Origin of the sequence: Streptomyces sp. NPDC059002 (genome assembly GCF_042740435.1) — a bacterium.
In the GTDB taxonomy this organism is placed as follows: domain Bacteria; phylum Actinomycetota; class Actinomycetes; order Streptomycetales; family Streptomycetaceae; genus Streptomyces.
Map to the genome: position 1 here is coordinate 1,927 of NZ_JBHYJI010000007.1, position 15,184 is coordinate 17,110.

Consider the following 15,184-nt stretch of genomic DNA (forward strand, 5'->3'; position numbering starts at 1 on the left):
ACACCCGCCACTCGATCTCCCCGCCCGGCACCACCGGCGACGTCACCAGGACCTTCGTGACCTCAAGTGCCGCCTGCGGAGCGGCCGTCGACGGTGAGGCCACCGCGGAGCGGGTGGCCGCGCTCGGGTCGGGGCCGCCCGTCACCGTCGCCGTGTTCTGCGGGGCGGCCGTCGCGTCGGGGTCCAGGGTTCCGGTCAGATCCCAGGCGCGGCTGACCCCGGGCGGGATGTCCACGACCGGGCAGGTGAACTCGCCGTCGGCGAGCGTGCAGGTCGAGGGGCCGGTCATGCGCGGGTTCGTCACGCCCGCGGGGACCCGGTCCTTCAGGACCACGTTCCGGGCGGTCGAGGGGCCGTTGTTCTTCAGGGTGACGCGCCAGGTGACTTCGTTGCCGGGCACGACGGGCGAGGTGGTCAGGACCTTGGTGAGCTCGAGTGCCGCCTTGGGGTCGGCGGTCAGGCTGGAGTCGGAGCGGCAGGAGGTCTTGCAGTTGGCGTCCGTCGTGCCCGCGAGCCGGGTCACGAACGCGCTGTTCTGGAGCGCTCCCGTCGTGTCCGCGGGCACGGTCCCTGTGACGGTGTACGTCACGGCTCTGCCCGGTGCGACGTCGACGAGCTGGTCGATGGTCCCCGTCCCGCTCGTCGTGGTCCCGCACGAGGTGGTGCCGCCCGCGTCCGCCGCGCAGCTCCAGGTGAAGTCCTTGAGCGGTCCCGTCAGGCTGTCGGTCACGCGGGCGCCGAGCGCGGGCGCGGGGCCGGAGTTGACGATCCGGAGGGTGTACGTGAGCGGGTCGCCGGCCACGTACGAGCCCGTGGCCGGGGTCTTCGTGATGCTCAGGCCCACCTCGGTGACCCACTGGAGGACGATCTCGCCGTTGCCGCCGTTGGACGCCCCGCCGCCGTCGCCGATGCCCGAGCGGTAGAACACCTCGCCGCGGCCGCCGGACGCGCCGCCCTGCTGGTTGGCGCTGCTCGCCCCGCCCGCGACGGTGCGGCTCTCGGTGACGCCGTCGCCGCCGATGAAGCCGGAGCCGCCGCCGCCGACGCCGTTGACATCGCTGCTCCCCGCGGCCTGACAACGGCCACCGCCGCCACCGAAGTACCCGCCGCCGCCACCGCCACCGCCCTCGAAGCCCGAGTCGGAGCCGCCGTCGCCGCCCCAGCGCGACCGGCCCGCCTTCGGTGCGGTGACGCAGCCGCCCCGTGTCGCGGCCGCGCCGCCCGCGGTCTGGGTGCCGCCGCGCCCCGAGATCGTGGGCTGGTTGTCCTCGCCGCCGCTGTTGCCGCCACCGCCGCCGGGCACGGGGGTCAGGGCGTCGGCACCGGGGGACGCGCCGCCGCCACCGCCCGCGACGAGCGGCATGGCCCAGACGCCGGACTTCCTGGTCCACACCGTGGACATGCCGCCGCCGCTCCCGCCGTTCGCGTCGGTCCGCCCGGAACCGCCGGGGCCGCCGTACCCGTAGGGAGTGCCCGTGCTGTTCATCTGGCCGCCCTGGCCGACCATCATGGTCAGCTCCTGGCCCGGCGTGACGGCCAGCGTGCCGAGGGTGAACCCGCCGCCACCGCCGCCCCGTTGACCGGAGTAGTAGGCGGACTTGACGCCGCCGCCGCCCGCTCCCCACATCCGCGCCTGCACGCTGGTCACCCCGTCCGGCACGGTGAAGGCCTCGTCGGCGCCGGTGTACGTGAAGCGACGGCAGTCCGTGGCCCACGGTTCGGGCGTGCAGTTCTCCGCGGCCCGCCCGGCACTGCGGCGCTCGGTGCGCGGGGCGGGGCCCTTCGCCGGGGCGGGCCGCCCGGTGCGCGGCGCGCCTTTGTCCGTGTCCGGTGAGGGCGATCCCTTGGCCGTGCCCGGTGAGGGCGATCCCTTGGCCGTGCCCGGCGTCGCGCTCGCGTCCGTGCTCGGCTTCGCGCCCGTGCTCGGCTTCGCGCCCCCGCCGGTCTCCGCCGCCTCAATGCGCACCTTCGCGGCCCGCAGCGCACGACCGCCGACCGTCTCCACGCTCCCCTGGACCTCGTCCCCGTCCCGGCCCCCCGTCACCTTCGTCCGGTACGACACCTGCGGCGCGTCCCCCGAGAACGCGACGACGAGCCGGGCCCCGGCCGCTCCCCCGCGTGCCGTCACCGTCAGCTTCGAGGTGTCGTGGCCGGGGTGCGCCGGGTAGCCGAGCCCGCGCAGATCGAGCAGCCCGTCCTTCAACTCCCGTTCGGCGAAGCCTTTTACGGCCCTGCCTGCCGCGTCCCGCACGGTCACGGTCACGCCGCGGGAGCCACCCGCCGCGCCGTCGACCCGGACGGCGCGCCAGCCCCGTACATGCCCGGCATCCGCGAGCCCGTCGGCGTAGAACGTGCCGGGGTCGACCGCCACCTTCGCCGCACCGTCCGCGAAGGGCGCGCCCGCGACGGTGGCAGGGCCCTCGACGCCCGTCGGGTAATGCCCCGTCAGACGCAGGGCACCGCCCGCCACTCGACCCGTCACACCCGGCGGGGTGCGCAGCGAACCGGGCTCGTACGACAGCCTGGGGTCGATGCGGTCCGTGAGCGTGACGTCCGGCGTGCCCGCCGTGAGGTCCGGCAGGTTGATCACCCAGCGTGGCGTGCCGCCCGCGGGCACGCGCGCCAGCGGCATGCCGCCGACGCCGATCGGATACTTCCCCTCGCCCGCGACGGCGGCCTCGCGGCGCGCCGCCGCGTCGGCCCAACTCCCGGCCTGCGCCCAGGAAGGCAGGCTGACGAGCAGCGCGAGCACCAAGCCCAGGACATGCAGTCTGCGGGCGAGAATCATGCGGGCTTGCCTCCGGGACGGGCCGGGCGCGCCGGAGACGGAGACGGAGAGTCACCGGACGCGTCCGATCGCTACGTTCCGTTACAGCAAGCCATGAACCGCCGCAAACCGAACAATCCGACATGACGCCAGTACGGCAATTCATCCGCCCGGCCCACGCCCGCCCACGCCCGCCCACGCCCCCGGCGCGTCGGCCCTCCGCGGGCAGCGCGTCAGCCCTCCGCAGGCAGCGCGTCCAAGAGGTGCAGCCTCGCGTCCTTGGTCGTGACGCTGCCGCAGACCACCTCGGCCCCGTCCACCGCGACCCCGCCCCCCGCGGTCGTGGCGGAGCGGACCTGGACGCCGTCCTGGAGCGTCGGGTACGCCTGCCCCGCCGCCAGGTCCTCCCTGGTGAGGTCCTGCGCGACGATCAGCGAGCGCACGGTGTCGCCCGCCTTCCCGGGCTCCGCGATGGCCTTGCGGCGCTGTTCGGTGAGCTTGTCGAAGGCGGCGTCCGTGGGCGCGAAGACCGTCACGTTCTGCATGGAGCGGAACATGTCCTCGGCCTTGGCCTCCTTCACGAGTGCCGTGAGTTCGGAGAGCTGCGGCATCGACCGGATCGCCGCGAGGACCGAGGTCTTCTCCAGCGCGGCGGCGTTCGCCGTGCCCGGCGCGACCTGCGGACAGGCGGGACCGAACGCCTTGTCGTCGCGGCGCGGCCCCTCCACCGCCCCGCCGGGAAAGCCCCCGCCGTGCCAGGCGCAGCCGGACAGGGTGAGCAGCGCGAGCAGGGTCGCGGCGGGCCCGGGGGCGCGGCGGGCGGCGGGAGTGCGGGCGGGGCGACGCGAGGGTGCCTTCATGAGCGGCGGCTCCGTTTCTCAGGGCGTGCGGTCACCGCGACAGGATGCGCAATGACCGCACGATCTCCCCGGCGCGCAACCGGCGGGTCGGCCCGGAGCGCCCGTCCGGTCCAGCGCCGACCCGCCCCCGCCTCCGTACGCCCGGCGTACGGGCCGTCCCCCGTCCCCGTATGCCCGGCGTACGGGCGCCGCCCCCGTCCCCCGTACGCCTACCTCCTGCCCCGCAGCCTGCCCAGGAGCCGCCTGGCCTGGGCGCGGCGCCTGGGGTCGCGGGACGCGCGGCGCGCCTCGTGTATCGCCCGCTGCCCCTCGGGGCTGCGGAGGAACCGCCTGACGCGGGAGAGCAGTCCGGACATGGGGCCTCCTGGATGTGGAGCCGATGCGTATCCGCAGTGTCGGCCAGGGGCCCCGTCCTGTCACGACCCGGAGGGAACCCAGCCGTTCCGCACCGCGTTGGCGACGATCGCGTCCCGCAGGTACGCCGCGAGCCCGGGCCTGACCGCCTCGTAGAAGGCGGTGAAGCGCTCGTCCGCGACGTACATCTCGCCGAGGCAGGTGTGCATCTCGTGCGAGCACTGGTAGTGGTTCGCCGTGATGAAGCGCCGGTGCTCCTCTGCCGCGTCCATCGCGTCGGCGGAGTCGGCGGGGACGCCCCGGGCGAGCAGGTCGCCGATGCGGGCGTGCACCGCGGCCATCTCGTCGTTGATGCGCTTCCAGTCCTCCTTCGTGTACGAGGCGGCCTTGCGCTGCGACTCCTTGTAGGCGTCCGTGTGGCCCCAGCGCTGCTCGACCTCCTCCGCGTACTGGTCGGGGTCGTGGTCACCGAAGACCTCGAACTTCTCCTCGGGCGTGAGGTTGATGCCCATCTTCTTCGCCTCCATGGCGGTCTCGACGGCGGCGGCCATCTCCTGGAGCCGGTGGATCCGCGACGTCAGCAGCGCGTGCTGGCGGCGCAGGTGGTCACGGGGGTCCGTGTCCGGGTCGTCCAGGAGGGCGGCCACCTCGTCGAGGGGGAAGCCCAGCTCCCGGTAGAACAGGATCTGCTGCAGCCGGTCCAGGTCGTCGTCGCCGTAGCGCCGGTGACCCGCATGGCTGCGCCCGCTGGGTACGAGCAGTCCGATCTCGTCGTAGTGGTGCAGCGTGCGCACCGTCACTCCGGCGAAACCTGCGACCTGTCCCACGGAGTAGCTCATGGCTTCCGCCCTTCTTCTTTCGGTACGCGGATCAGCCTGCGTCCTCACGTCACGTGAGGTGCAAGTACTGGGTGCACGTACTAATTGCTGAGCGCCGCGAACCGCCGTACCGCCAACGGCAGGAATACCCCCACGAGCACCACCGGCCACAGCACCGCGAGGAGCTCCGCGTGTGCGGCGGCCCATGAGGTGCCGACGGTCCCGGGGTCGTTGCCGAAGAGGTCGCGCACGGCGGTGGCCGTCGCCGACATGGGGTTCCACTCGACGGCCGCGCCCAGCCAGCCGGGCATGTTCTGCGGGACCGTGAAGGCGTTGGAGAGGAAGCCGACCGGCCAGACCAGGATCTGCACGGCCGTCACCAGCTCCGGCCTGCCCGCGACCATCGCCAGGTGGATGCCGAGCCACAGCATCGCGAACCGCAGCATGAGCAGCAGCCCCAGAGCCGCGAGGACCGCCCCGGGCGAGCCGTGCCAGCGCCAGCCGATCGCGAGCCCGACGCCCATCATGACGAGCAGCGAGACGAAGGACTGGAGCATGTCGGCGGCCGAACGGCCCACCAGGACCGCGCCGTTGGTCATCGGCATGGAGCGGAACCGGTCGATCACGCCCTTGTTCAGGTCCTGGGTGACCGCGAGCATCGTCGCGTCGAGGCCGAAGGCCATGGTCAGCGCGAACATGCCGGGCACCAGGAACTCCGCGTACTCCCCGGCGATGCCCTTGCCGCCGCCGATGAGGTACGTGAACATCAGCAGCAGCATCACCGGGAAGACCAGGCCGACCAGGACCTGCACCGGCTGCCGCGCCCAGTGGGCGAGTTCGCGCCGCGTCATGGTCCAGGAATCCGTCACGGCCCAGCTCATCGACGTACTCACACGCCCTCCTTCGTACGTTCCCGCATACGCCCCGTGGGCCCCGTCAGGCTCAGGAACACCTCGTCCAGCGTGGGCCTGCGGACCGCCACGTCCTCCGCGTCGATGCCCGCGTCCTGGAGGGCCCGCACGACGGCCGTCAGGGCCTCCATGCGGTCCGTGACGGGCGCGGAGGCCAGCCTGCGGTCGGCGTCCACCGTGGCGCCCCGCGGCAACAGCTCGGCGGTGCGGGCCAGTTGATACGGGTCCCGCACCACCACGTCGATCCGGTCGCCGCCCAGCTTCGCCTTCAGGTCGTCCGCCGTGCCGTCCGCGACGACCCGGCCGCCGTCGATCAGCGAGATCCGGTCGGCCAGCTGGTCCGCCTCCTCCAGATACTGCGTGGTCAGGAGCACGGTCGTGCCGCCGCCGACCAGCGAGCGCACCGATTCCCACACCTCGGCGCGGCCGCGCGGGTCCAGGCCCGTGGTGGGCTCGTCCAGGAACAGCACCTCGGGGTCGGTGATGAGCGAGGCCGCGAGGTCGAGGCGGCGCCGCATGCCGCCGCTGTACTGCTTGACGGCCCTGCGCCCGGTGTCCGCGAGGCCGAACCGCTCCAGGAGCTCGTCGGCGCGGGCGCCCGCGCGCCGGGCACCCAGGTGGTGCAGCCGCCCGAACATGTCCAGGTTCTGCCGGCCGCTCAACTCCTCGTCCACCGCGGCATGCTGGCCGAGCAGCCCGATGCGCCGGCGCACCTCGTCAGGGCTGCGCCGCACGTCGTGGCCCGCGACCTCCACGCGTCCCTCGTCGGCGCGCAGCAGGGTGGCGAGCATCCGTACGGCCGTGGTCTTTCCCGCGCCGTTCGGGCCGAGCACGCCGTGCACCGTGCCGCGGCCCACCCGCAGGTCGAGGCCGTCGAGCGCGACCTTCTCCCCGAACCGTTTCCGTACTCCTTCGACGACGATCGCGTCCGTCATCCGGCTCCCCTCTTGATCGCGTAGTCAAACTTGACTAGGCAGACGAAAGTAACCGAGGAGGCATCATTCGTCAAACTTGATTAGCGGTTGTCCCCGGCGTGCCGCTCGTCCGTCGCAAAGGGGTTCTCCTCGCCGTCGGCGAGCACCCCGACGAAGGGCTCGCCCTCACCCGCGAAGGTGTACGCCCCGCCCTCGATGCGGGCGATCAGGCCCTTGGTCCACTTCGCGCCCGTGTCGGCCGAGTACACCCAGTAGTTCATGATCTCGCCGATGTGGCCCAGCTGTTCGGGGCCCTCCTCGGGCGTGTAGTACTCGGTCACGGAGTGCCGCCAGTCCTGCATGCGGCGCACCCGCTCCTCCAGGAGACCCACGACCTCGTCGCGCGGCAGGTCCACCATCAGACCGATGCCCGCCGTGAGGATGTCGGGCCGCTGGTCGTACTTGGTGAGGGCCTCGCGGAGCAGGGAGTGGTACTCCTCCACGCCCTGCTCCGTCATCTCGTACTCCGTGCGCGGCGGGCCGCCCGCCGTGGAGGGGGCGACCTCGTGCGCGTGCAGCAGTCCCTGCTTGGCCAGCTGCTTCAGGGCGTGGTAGATCGACCCCGGCTTGGCGTTGGACCACTCGTGGGCGCCCCAGTACTCCAGGTCGTTGCGGACCTGATAGCCGTGGGCGCGGCCGTGCTGACGCACGGCCCCCAGAACCAGCAGCCGGATCGCCGACATGTACCGCGCCCTTCCGTTCGGCACCCGCAGCACTGGGCACCCGAAGTCCTCAACTTTGACTAGGGTATCCCTGCTCCAGAGCCACCAGCTCGAAGGCCGTCTTCCCGTCGAGGGACTCGCGGACGATGTCGGCGTGGCCCGCGTGCCGGCCGATCTCCTCGACGAGGTGCAGCATCAGCCAGCGCATCGACACCGCGCCGTCCTTGGGGAACCAGGGCGCCTCGGGCAGCGGGAAGGTGTCGTCGAGGCTCGGCACCCCGCGGATGAACGCGTCGGTCTCGCGGGCGACCTCGGCCCAGAAGGCAAGGGCACCGGCGAGCGTCTCGCCCTCCACGAGACGGAAGCTGTCGCCCCAGGTCTCCTGGGTGCGGGCCCGCTCGTTCGGCTTCTGCTGGGCCATCCGCAGCCAGTTCAGCTCCGTCTCCGCGACGTGCTTCACCAGGCCGCCGAGGGTCAGCTCGCTGGCGCTGGGGCGGGCGTTCGCCTGCTCGTCCGTCAGGCCGATGACCGAGCGGCGGATGCCGCCCCGCTGGGCCTCCACGAAGGCGATCAGGGCGCCGCGCTCGTCGCCACGGGCTTCCGCGCTGACGTGAGTAACCATGGTGTCCGCCTCTCTCCCGCCTGCCTTCGCAGGCTGCCGCTCGGGCTTTCCGACACCACTCAAACTACGGACCCTTGCGGTCAGGTTCTGTCCGCAAGGGTCCGGAGGGGGCCGGGGTTGCTCAGAACGGGAAGCGCGAACGCCCGTGCTGCACCGAGATCCACTTCTGGGTCGTGAAGGCGTCCACCGTCGACTCGCCGTTCAGCCGCCCGACGCCGGAGTTCTTCTCGCCGCCGAACGGCACGATCGCCTCGTCGTGCACCGTGCCGTCATTGATGTGGATCATGCCCGTGTTGATGCGCTTGGCGATGCTCACGCCGCGCTCGATGTCGCCGGTGTGCACGGCGCCGCTCAGGCCGTACGGGGTGTCGTTGGCGATGCGTACGGCCTCGTCCTCGCCGTCGAAGGGCAGCAGCAGCGCGACCGGGCCGAAGATCTCCTGGCCGAGGACCGGGGAGTCGGCGGGCAGGTCCGTCAGGACGGAGGGCGCCACCACATTGCCCTGGGTGCGGCCGTGCAGCAGCGCCGTGGCGCCCGCCGCCACCGCCTGGTCGACGACGGCCGAAACGGCGTCCGCCTGCGAGGAGTTGATCAGCGGGCCGATGTGCGTGGCGGGGTCGGCCGGGTCGCCGACGTTCAGGCTCGCGACCTTGGCGACGAACTTCTCGGTGAACTCCGCCCGCACGGACCGGTCCACGAGGATGCGGTTGGCGGCCATGCAGACCTGGCCCTGGTGCACGTACCGGCTGAAGACCGCCGCGTCCACCGCGTAGTCGATGTCGGCGTCGTCCAGGACGATCAGCGCGCTGTTGCCGCCCATCTCCAGGATGGAGCGCTTGAAGTTCGAGGCGCAGACGGTGGCGACATGGCGGCCCACGCGGTCGGATCCGGTGAAGGAGATGACGCTCGGCACCGGGTGTTCCAGGAGGGCGTCGCCGATCTCGGCTATGTCGGTGATCACCACGTTCAGGAGTCCGGCGGGCAGGCCGGCGTCCTCGAAGACCTTCGCGAGCAGGCTGCCGCCCATCACCGGGGCGTTCTGGTGCGGCTTGAGCACCACCGCGTTGCCGAGGGCGAGGGCCGGGGCGACCGTCTTGAGCGACAGGAACAGCGGGAAGTTGAAGGGACTGATGACACCCACCACACCGGCCGGGACGCGGTAGACGCGGTTCTCCTTGCCGTCCTCGGCCGAGGGCAGGATCCGGCCCTCGGGCCGCAGCGCGAGGTGGACCGACTCGCGCAGGAACTCCTTGGTGAGGTGGATCTCGAAGGCCGCCTTGAGCCGGGTGCCGCCCAGCTCGGCGATGATCGCCTCGGTTATCTCCTCTTCGCGGTCCTCTATGATCCGCAGCGCCCGCTCGAACACCCCGCGCCGCGCATAGGGGTTGGTCTGCGCCCATTCCTTCTGCGCGCGCTCGGCGGCGCGATACGCCTGGTCGACCTCGTCGGCCGTGGCCACCGTGATGGACGCGAGCTTCTCCCCGTCGTACGGATTGAAGTCGATGATGTCCCAGGAGCCGGAGCCCGCCTTCCACTCACCGTCGATGTACTGATGAGCCAGGTCAGTGAAGAAGGACATGAGACGGACCCCTTGCCGCGGACGCAGACGGAAGCAGACGGAAGCTGACACCTGATCTCACGTCATAGTACTTATGTTTCAAGTCAGTTGGAGTAGACCACGCAGAAGATCCCTGCTGTCCGCCGGATCCGGGCTGTCCTTCTGCAACTGCGCCACCACCCGCTCGTACTGGGCCACTTCCTCCAGCTTGTCCAGATAGAGCGCACCGGTGAGCTGCTCCACGTACACGACGTCCGAGAGATCGGACTCCGGGAAGCGCAGCATGGTGAACGCCCCGCTCTCGCCCGCGTGGCCGCCGAAGCTGAACGGCATCACCTGGAGCGTGACGTTCGGACGCTCGGAGATGTCGATGAGGTGCTGGATCTGACCCCTCATCACTTCCCGGTCGCCGTACGGGCGTCGGAGCGCGGCCTCGTCGAGAATGCAGTGGAAGCGGGGCGCGTGCTCGGAGGCGAGGAGCTTCTGGCGCTCCAGGCGCAGCGCGACGCGCCGCTCGACCTCCGCCTTGCTCGCGCCCTTCATGCCGCGGGCGACCACCGCGTGCGCGTACGCCTCGGTCTGCAACAGGCCGTTGACGAACTGGACTTCATAGACCCGGATGAGGGACGCCGCGCCCTCCAGACCGATGTACGTCTGGAACCAGCCCGGCAGGACATCGGAGTAACTGTGCCACCAGCCCGTGAGATTGGCCTCCTTGGCGAGTGAGAGGAGGGCGCCGCGCTCCGCCTCGTCCGTGACGCCGTACAGCGTCAGGAGGTCCTCGACGTCCCTGGACTTGAAGCTCACCCGTCCCAACTCCATGCGGCTGATCTTCGATTCGGATGCGCGGATCGAGTAGCCGGCGGCTTCGCGGGTGATGCCACGGGATTCCCTGAGCCGCCTCAGCTGCGATCCCAGCAGGATGCGCCGTACCACCGAGCCGCTCGACTCCCCTGCGGTCACTTCGCTCAATCCTCCCCATCGACTGGAAGCCAGCAGTCTGCCATTAAACGCTTCAGGCCGTACTCGTTCGGTTACAGAAACGGAAAGACTCGGAAAGCACGCGAGCGCGCTCCACAAGAAACCGTAGGAAGAAATGGGCAAGAAGTGGCACGGGAACGACCAAGTCCGGCGCGTGCACGTGCATCTGCCCTTGCATCTGCTGTACGCATTCGGAACCATGGTCGGCGCGCCACCGCTGTACCGACGCGTACCACCGCACCATCGGCGACCGACCGCGCCACCGCTCCATCGCTATGTACCGCGAAACCGGGGAGTGCCTCGCATGGGGACGAATGGATCGACCATGCTCGAGCCGTTACGGCAGGGGCTTCCACCACTGGACCCTTCCGCGGTCTCCAGCACGGCGTCCGTGGCCCTCCCCGCCCGCTACGAAGCGGTGGGCAGCGCACGGAAGTTCACCCGGAAGACGCTCACGCAGTGGGACCTCGACGAGCGGTTCGACGACATAGCGCTCGTCGTCTCCGAACTCGTCACCAACGCCCTGCGCCACGCACTGCCCGCGGACACCCCGCGCGAACACCAGGACCCGCCCGTACGGCTGCACATGATGCGCTGGGCCTCACGTCTGGTGTGCGCGGTGCGCGACCCCAGCGACGAGAGTCCCGTCACGCGCGAGGCCGACGACGACTTCTCCGCGGAGTCGGGCCGCGGACTCTTCCTGGTGGATTCCTTCAGCGACGGCTGGGGCTGGCACCCGCTCGCGGGCACGCTGCGCGGCAAGGTGGTCTGGGCGCTGTTCCACCTGGGCTGAACCGGCTCCCCAGGAACGGGGGCCGGACCGGCTCCGCTTGAACTGAGGCCGTACGGAAGCGGACTAACCACCTATCAGGTGGTCGAACTCCCCGTCCTTCATGCCCAGCAGCATCGCCTCTATCTCCGCGCGCGTGTAGACGAGCGCGGGACCGTCCGGGAAGCGCGAGTTGCGCACGGCGACGTCGCCGCCGGGCAGCTTCGCGAACTCCACGCAGGATCCCTGCGAGTTGCTGTGCCTGCTCTTCTGCCAGACCACACCGTGAAGCTCCGTGGCCGCCATGCCGTTAAACGCGTGGTGCACAGATCGCTCCCCGGTCGTGCAGTGCCATGAGTGGCTCTAGATGCAGTGGTCAACTGTCCCGGATCATAGCTGTGTTCACATGCCGATGCATGGGCAGATGCACGTGCACGCGGGGTGTTCCCTTGGTTACAGGTCTGTCAGTACGTCCTCTTCGCCATCCGGGCCGAAATCCGTCGTGCTCTAGGAACAGACGCGCACCGCGCCATTTGTGTTCCGTCAACGAGACGTAAAACACGGCGCGGTGCGCGTACGGGATTCAGCGGGCGGTGCCGTACGGCAGAAGTGCCATCTCTCGTGCGTTCTTGATCGCGGCGGCGATCCGCCGCTGCTGCCGCACCGAGACGCGCGTGACGCGGCGGCTGCGGATCTTCCCGCGGTCCGAGATGAACTTCCTGAGCAGATCGGTGTCCTTGTAGTCGATGTAGGTGATCCCGGCCTCGTCGAGGGGGTTGGGACGCGGCTTCTGGGAGCGGGCGGCGGCGGACTTGCGGGGAGACACAGGGGTCAGACCTCCAGGAGGGTGTCGAAGGCAGGGGGCAGGTTCTTCCAGGCGGCGCGGCCCGCCGCGTACTCCTCGTCGGTCAACAGGCAGGACTCCAGGACCTGTTCGAGCCCCTCGCGGTCGAGGCCCGGCGAGGTGAACACGAGGTGGTTGCAGCAGTCGCCGTGCTCCGGGTGCCAGTCGAGCGCGGCGGCGGCCCTGCGCACCGGCGGGACCATCTCCCACGCGGCGTCCGGCAGCGACACCAGCCACGGCCCCGCGCTCTCCACACAGAGCGCACCGCCCGCCGCGTCCCAGCCGAGCAGCGTGTCCGGATGGTCGGCCAGCCAGAACCGGCCCCGGCTGCGCGCCGCCGCGCAGGTCAGATCCTCCAGCGCCGCATAGAGCCGCTCGGGGTGGAACGGCCGCTCGCGATGCCATACGAGGGTGGAGACACCGCACGCGTCGGCCTCCGCCGGAAGCAGCGCACAGGCCGGGTGCTGGGCGGCCGCGGCCGCCTCGACGTCGAACCCGGCGCGCGCCGCGCCCGCCAACCCGCCGGTGCCGATGAGGACTTGGCGGGCCGTCGGGTGCAGCTGGGCGAGCAGCGCGCGGTCCTCGTCGTCGGCCTCCGCGGAGTCCGCGACGGCGAGCACGGGCGCGTACTCCAGCTGGCGCGCCCAGGTGTCGGCGACGGTGCGCTGATCGGTGGGGGCCGCGGCGAGTCCCGCCTCCATCAGGTCGTCGCCGTTGCCGAGGCAGGGCAGGAGCAGGGCCGGGTCGACCGCCGTGACGACGCCGCAGAGCCGGAGCCCCGCGCCGCCGTGCGCGGCGATCACCTCGGCCATCGCCTTGGGCTCGACCGAGTCCCACAGCTCCACGACCGCGAGCCGGGTGAGGCCCGCGTCCGCGAGGCGTTCGAGCTCGGGCAGCAGGTCCTCGCGGAGCGCGCAGCACGCACAGTCGTTGACCAGCGGGGCGTCGCCCCTGGAGAGCACGCCCGTGGTGTCGCGGACGGTGCGGACGACCGCGCCTCCCACCGCCGTGGAGAGGTCGTGATGGAGCGCGACGCTGTCCGGGACGGCGGCGAGGAGTTCCCCGACGGCCGCCGTACGGGCGTCCGCGTGGAGCCCGCCGACGATCACGACGTCCATCCGGGTGCCGTCCCCGGCCCCGTCCTTCGCGTCCCTCATCGGTGCTTCCCGAAGCGCCGCTCGAAGCGCTCGACGCGGCCCGCGGTGTCCATCACGCGCGCGGTGCCCGTGTAGAAGGGGTGGCTCGCGGACGAGACCTCGACGTCGATGACCGGGTACGTGCGCCCGTCCTGCCACTCGACCGTCTTCTCGCTGGTCGCGGTCGAGCGCGTGAGGAAGGCGAAGCCTGCGGCCTTGTCGCGGAAGACGACGGGGCCGTACGGCGGGTGGATGTCCTTGCGCATGGCGCTCAGCGCTCCTCTCGGAAGTCGACGTGCCGGCCGGCCACCGGGTCGTACTTGCGCAGGGTGAGGCGGTCGGGGTCGTTTCGGCGGTTCTTGCGGGTGACGTAGGTGAAGCCGGTGCCGGCGGTGGACCGGAGCTTGATGACCGGGCGGAGTTCGTTGCGAGCCATGTGGCTAGTATATGAAAACGACTCCCGTTTTCAATACGGGGTCCCTTCCATCGACCGAGAGGTGCGTCACCTTGTCCGCCCACTGCCAGCTGACCGGCTCGAAGCCCGGCTTCGGCAACCACATCTCCCACTCCCACCGGCGTACGTCACGCCGCTTCGACCTCAACGTCCAGCGCAAGCGGTACTGGCTGCCGAGCGAGGGCAGGTACGTGCGGCTGCGGCTCAGCGCGAAGGGGATCAAGACCGTCGACAGCATCGGGATCGAGGCGGCCGTCGCCAGGATCCGTGCCCGTGGGGTGAGGATCTGATGGCCAAGAAGAGCAAGATCGTGAAGAACGAGCGGCGCCGCGAGACCGTCGCGCGGTACGCCGCCCGGCGGGCCGAGCTGAAGGAGATCATCCGCAGGCCCGGCACGGGTGCGGCCGAACGCATCGCCGCACAGCGGGAGTTGGCCCGTCAGCCGCGCGACGCCAGTGCGACGCGGGTGCGGAACCGGGACAGCGTCGACGGGCGTCCGCGCGGATATGTGGGGGCGTTCGGGTTGTCGAGGGTGAAGTTGCGTGAGCAAGCGCACGCCGGATATCTGCCCGGCGTGCGCAAGTCGTCCTGGTAGCTTGGCGCGCGATTTGGCCGGATCGGACCGGCCGTGCAACGCCAGGCTATTTAGGGGGACTTCTAAGTGCGTACGTACGTCCGTAGTGTCCGTCGTGTCCGTGCCGGGATCGCCGTCGTCGGCCTTGCCGCCGCGCTCGCCGTGACTGGGTGCAGCAGTGACGGCGACGGGGACGGTGGCGGTGACGGTGGCGGCAAGAAGGACCGCGGCTCCGCCACCGGGGGTTCCGGCTCCACGGACGACGGCGGCTCCACCGGCGGCTCCGGCTCCGGCCCCAAGGGCAGCATCGAGGGCGCCTGGATCGCGACGCCCGGCGGAAAGCCCCTCGCCCTCGTGATCAAGGGCAAGGACGCGTCACTCGTCGGCGAAGACGTCATGTGCAGCGGCACCGCGGGCGACGAGATGGGCTCCCAGATGATCAACCTCAAGTGCCCGAAGGGCAATTCGGACCGCACGATGGGCCACGTCGAGTCCGTCGACGCCAAGTCGATGAAGGTCTCCTGGGAAGGCGCCGGCAAGGACGACTTCCTGAAGACCGAGGGCGGCAAGCTCCCCGATGGCCTGCCGACGGCGGGGCTGCCGCAGTCTTGAGGGGTGCTGGTTGAAGGGGGGACGGGGCGGGGCTCGGCGGAGCTTGCGGCCCGGGGCTTGACCGGGCTTGCGGCTCGGGGCTCGGGGCTCGGGGCTCGGCCGAGCTTGCGGTCCAGGGCCCGGCTGGGTGCTCGGCACGGCTTGTGGCCCGGGTGTTCGCCCCGGCATCCGGCCAGGCGCTCGGCGCAGCTTGCGGCATGGCATCCGGCCGAGCGCTCGGCACAGCTTGCGGCCGGGCGTGTGACCCGGCATCCGGCAGGGCGTGCGGCTCGGCGTCCGGCCAGGCAC

Annotated in this window: 19 protein-coding genes; 4 read left to right on the forward strand and 15 right to left on the reverse strand. The window is 71.1% G+C overall.

Features of this window, described 5'->3' with window-relative positions:
• The 10 genes from ACFWZ2_RS08815 to ACFWZ2_RS08860 form a co-directional block, all read right to left on the reverse strand.
• Positions 1-2,788, reverse strand: a 2,788-nt coding sequence (locus ACFWZ2_RS08815; RefSeq protein WP_384543820.1) for a glycine-rich protein, incomplete at its 3' end; no start/stop codon positions are given.
• 212 nt (positions 2,789-3,000) lie between these two features.
• Complete coding sequence (locus tag ACFWZ2_RS08820) at positions 3,001-3,627, reverse strand: fasciclin domain-containing protein (protein ID WP_384543822.1); 627 nt, start codon at positions 3,625-3,627, stop codon at positions 3,001-3,003.
• 209 nt (positions 3,628-3,836) lie between these two features.
• Entirely contained in the window at positions 3,837-3,983 is a 147-nt protein-coding gene (locus tag ACFWZ2_RS08825; RefSeq protein WP_384543824.1) for a hypothetical protein, read from the reverse strand.
• Positions 3,984-4,043: 60 nt separating this feature from the next.
• A complete protein-coding gene (locus ACFWZ2_RS08830; protein WP_384543826.1) occupies positions 4,044-4,820 on the reverse strand; it encodes a MerR family transcriptional regulator in 777 nt (258 codons plus the stop codon).
• Positions 4,821-4,900: 80 nt separating this feature from the next.
• Positions 4,901-5,680: an ABC transporter permease gene (locus ACFWZ2_RS08835; protein WP_384544175.1), complete on the reverse strand. Its 780-nt coding sequence runs from the start codon at positions 5,678-5,680 to the stop codon at positions 4,901-4,903.
• A gap of 8 nt (positions 5,681-5,688) precedes the next feature.
• Positions 5,689-6,645, reverse strand: a complete 957-nt coding sequence (locus ACFWZ2_RS08840) for an ATP-binding cassette domain-containing protein (protein ID WP_384543828.1) — start codon at positions 6,643-6,645, stop codon at positions 5,689-5,691.
• Between the two features lie 80 nt (positions 6,646-6,725).
• Positions 6,726-7,367, reverse strand: a complete 642-nt coding sequence (locus ACFWZ2_RS08845) for a PadR family transcriptional regulator (protein ID WP_384543830.1) — start codon at positions 7,365-7,367, stop codon at positions 6,726-6,728.
• A gap of 49 nt (positions 7,368-7,416) precedes the next feature.
• The gene (locus tag ACFWZ2_RS08850) at positions 7,417-7,968 is read right to left on the reverse strand and encodes a DinB family protein (protein ID WP_384543832.1); all 552 of its coding nucleotides are present in this window, start codon (positions 7,966-7,968) and stop codon (positions 7,417-7,419) included.
• A gap of 121 nt (positions 7,969-8,089) precedes the next feature.
• Entirely contained in the window at positions 8,090-9,547 is a 1,458-nt protein-coding gene (locus ACFWZ2_RS08855) for an aldehyde dehydrogenase family protein (RefSeq protein WP_384543834.1), read from the reverse strand.
• A gap of 78 nt (positions 9,548-9,625) precedes the next feature.
• Positions 9,626-10,489 carry a helix-turn-helix domain-containing protein gene (locus tag ACFWZ2_RS08860; protein WP_384543835.1) on the reverse strand — a complete coding sequence of 288 codons (864 nt, stop codon included), beginning with the start codon at positions 10,487-10,489 and terminating at the stop codon, positions 9,626-9,628.
• A 322-nt stretch (positions 10,490-10,811) separates the two neighbouring features.
• On the opposite strand from ACFWZ2_RS08860, the gene ACFWZ2_RS08865 reads away from it, so the two are divergent.
• Complete coding sequence (locus tag ACFWZ2_RS08865; RefSeq protein WP_384543837.1) at positions 10,812-11,300, forward strand: ATP-binding protein; 489 nt, start codon at positions 10,812-10,814, stop codon at positions 11,298-11,300.
• A 63-nt stretch (positions 11,301-11,363) separates the two neighbouring features.
• On the opposite strand, the gene ACFWZ2_RS08870 is transcribed toward ACFWZ2_RS08865, so the two are convergent.
• From ACFWZ2_RS08870 to rpmG, 5 genes are all read right to left on the reverse strand, one after another.
• Positions 11,364-11,603: a DUF397 domain-containing protein gene (locus tag ACFWZ2_RS08870; RefSeq protein ID WP_223775964.1), complete on the reverse strand. Its 240-nt coding sequence runs from the start codon at positions 11,601-11,603 to the stop codon at positions 11,364-11,366.
• Positions 11,604-11,859: 256 nt separating this feature from the next.
• Positions 11,860-12,102 (reverse strand): 30S ribosomal protein S18, encoded by a 243-nt coding sequence (rpsR, locus tag ACFWZ2_RS08875; RefSeq protein WP_384543840.1) that lies wholly within the window; start codon positions 12,100-12,102, stop codon positions 11,860-11,862.
• 5 nt (positions 12,103-12,107) lie between these two features.
• Positions 12,108-13,277, reverse strand: a complete 1,170-nt coding sequence (locus ACFWZ2_RS08880) for a CobW family GTP-binding protein (protein WP_384543842.1) — start codon at positions 13,275-13,277, stop codon at positions 12,108-12,110.
• Entirely contained in the window at positions 13,274-13,522 is a 249-nt protein-coding gene (locus tag ACFWZ2_RS08885) for a type B 50S ribosomal protein L31 (RefSeq protein ID WP_384543844.1), read from the reverse strand. Before ACFWZ2_RS08885 ends, ACFWZ2_RS08880 begins: the two co-directional genes overlap by 4 nt.
• 5 nt (positions 13,523-13,527) lie before the next feature.
• Complete coding sequence (rpmG, locus tag ACFWZ2_RS08890; RefSeq protein ID WP_044382365.1) at positions 13,528-13,692, reverse strand: 50S ribosomal protein L33; 165 nt, start codon at positions 13,690-13,692, stop codon at positions 13,528-13,530.
• 71 nt (positions 13,693-13,763) lie between these two features.
• Here rpmG and rpmB point away from each other — a divergent pair, with 71 nt between their 5' ends.
• The 3 genes from rpmB to ACFWZ2_RS08905 all read left to right on the forward strand — a co-directional run bounded on the left by rpmB (position 13,764) and on the right by ACFWZ2_RS08905 (position 14,896).
• Positions 13,764-14,000, forward strand: coding sequence for a 50S ribosomal protein L28 (rpmB, locus tag ACFWZ2_RS08895; RefSeq protein WP_384543846.1), 237 nt, complete (start codon positions 13,764-13,766; stop codon positions 13,998-14,000).
• Positions 14,000-14,305, forward strand: coding sequence for a 30S ribosomal protein S14 (rpsN, locus tag ACFWZ2_RS08900; protein WP_384543848.1), 306 nt, complete (start codon positions 14,000-14,002; stop codon positions 14,303-14,305). The genes rpmB and rpsN overlap by 1 nt, the downstream gene beginning before the upstream one ends.
• Before the next feature lie 66 nt (positions 14,306-14,371).
• Positions 14,372-14,896 (forward strand): hypothetical protein, encoded by a 525-nt coding sequence (locus tag ACFWZ2_RS08905; protein WP_384543850.1) that lies wholly within the window; start codon positions 14,372-14,374, stop codon positions 14,894-14,896.
• Positions 14,897-15,184: the final 288 nt, after the last annotated feature.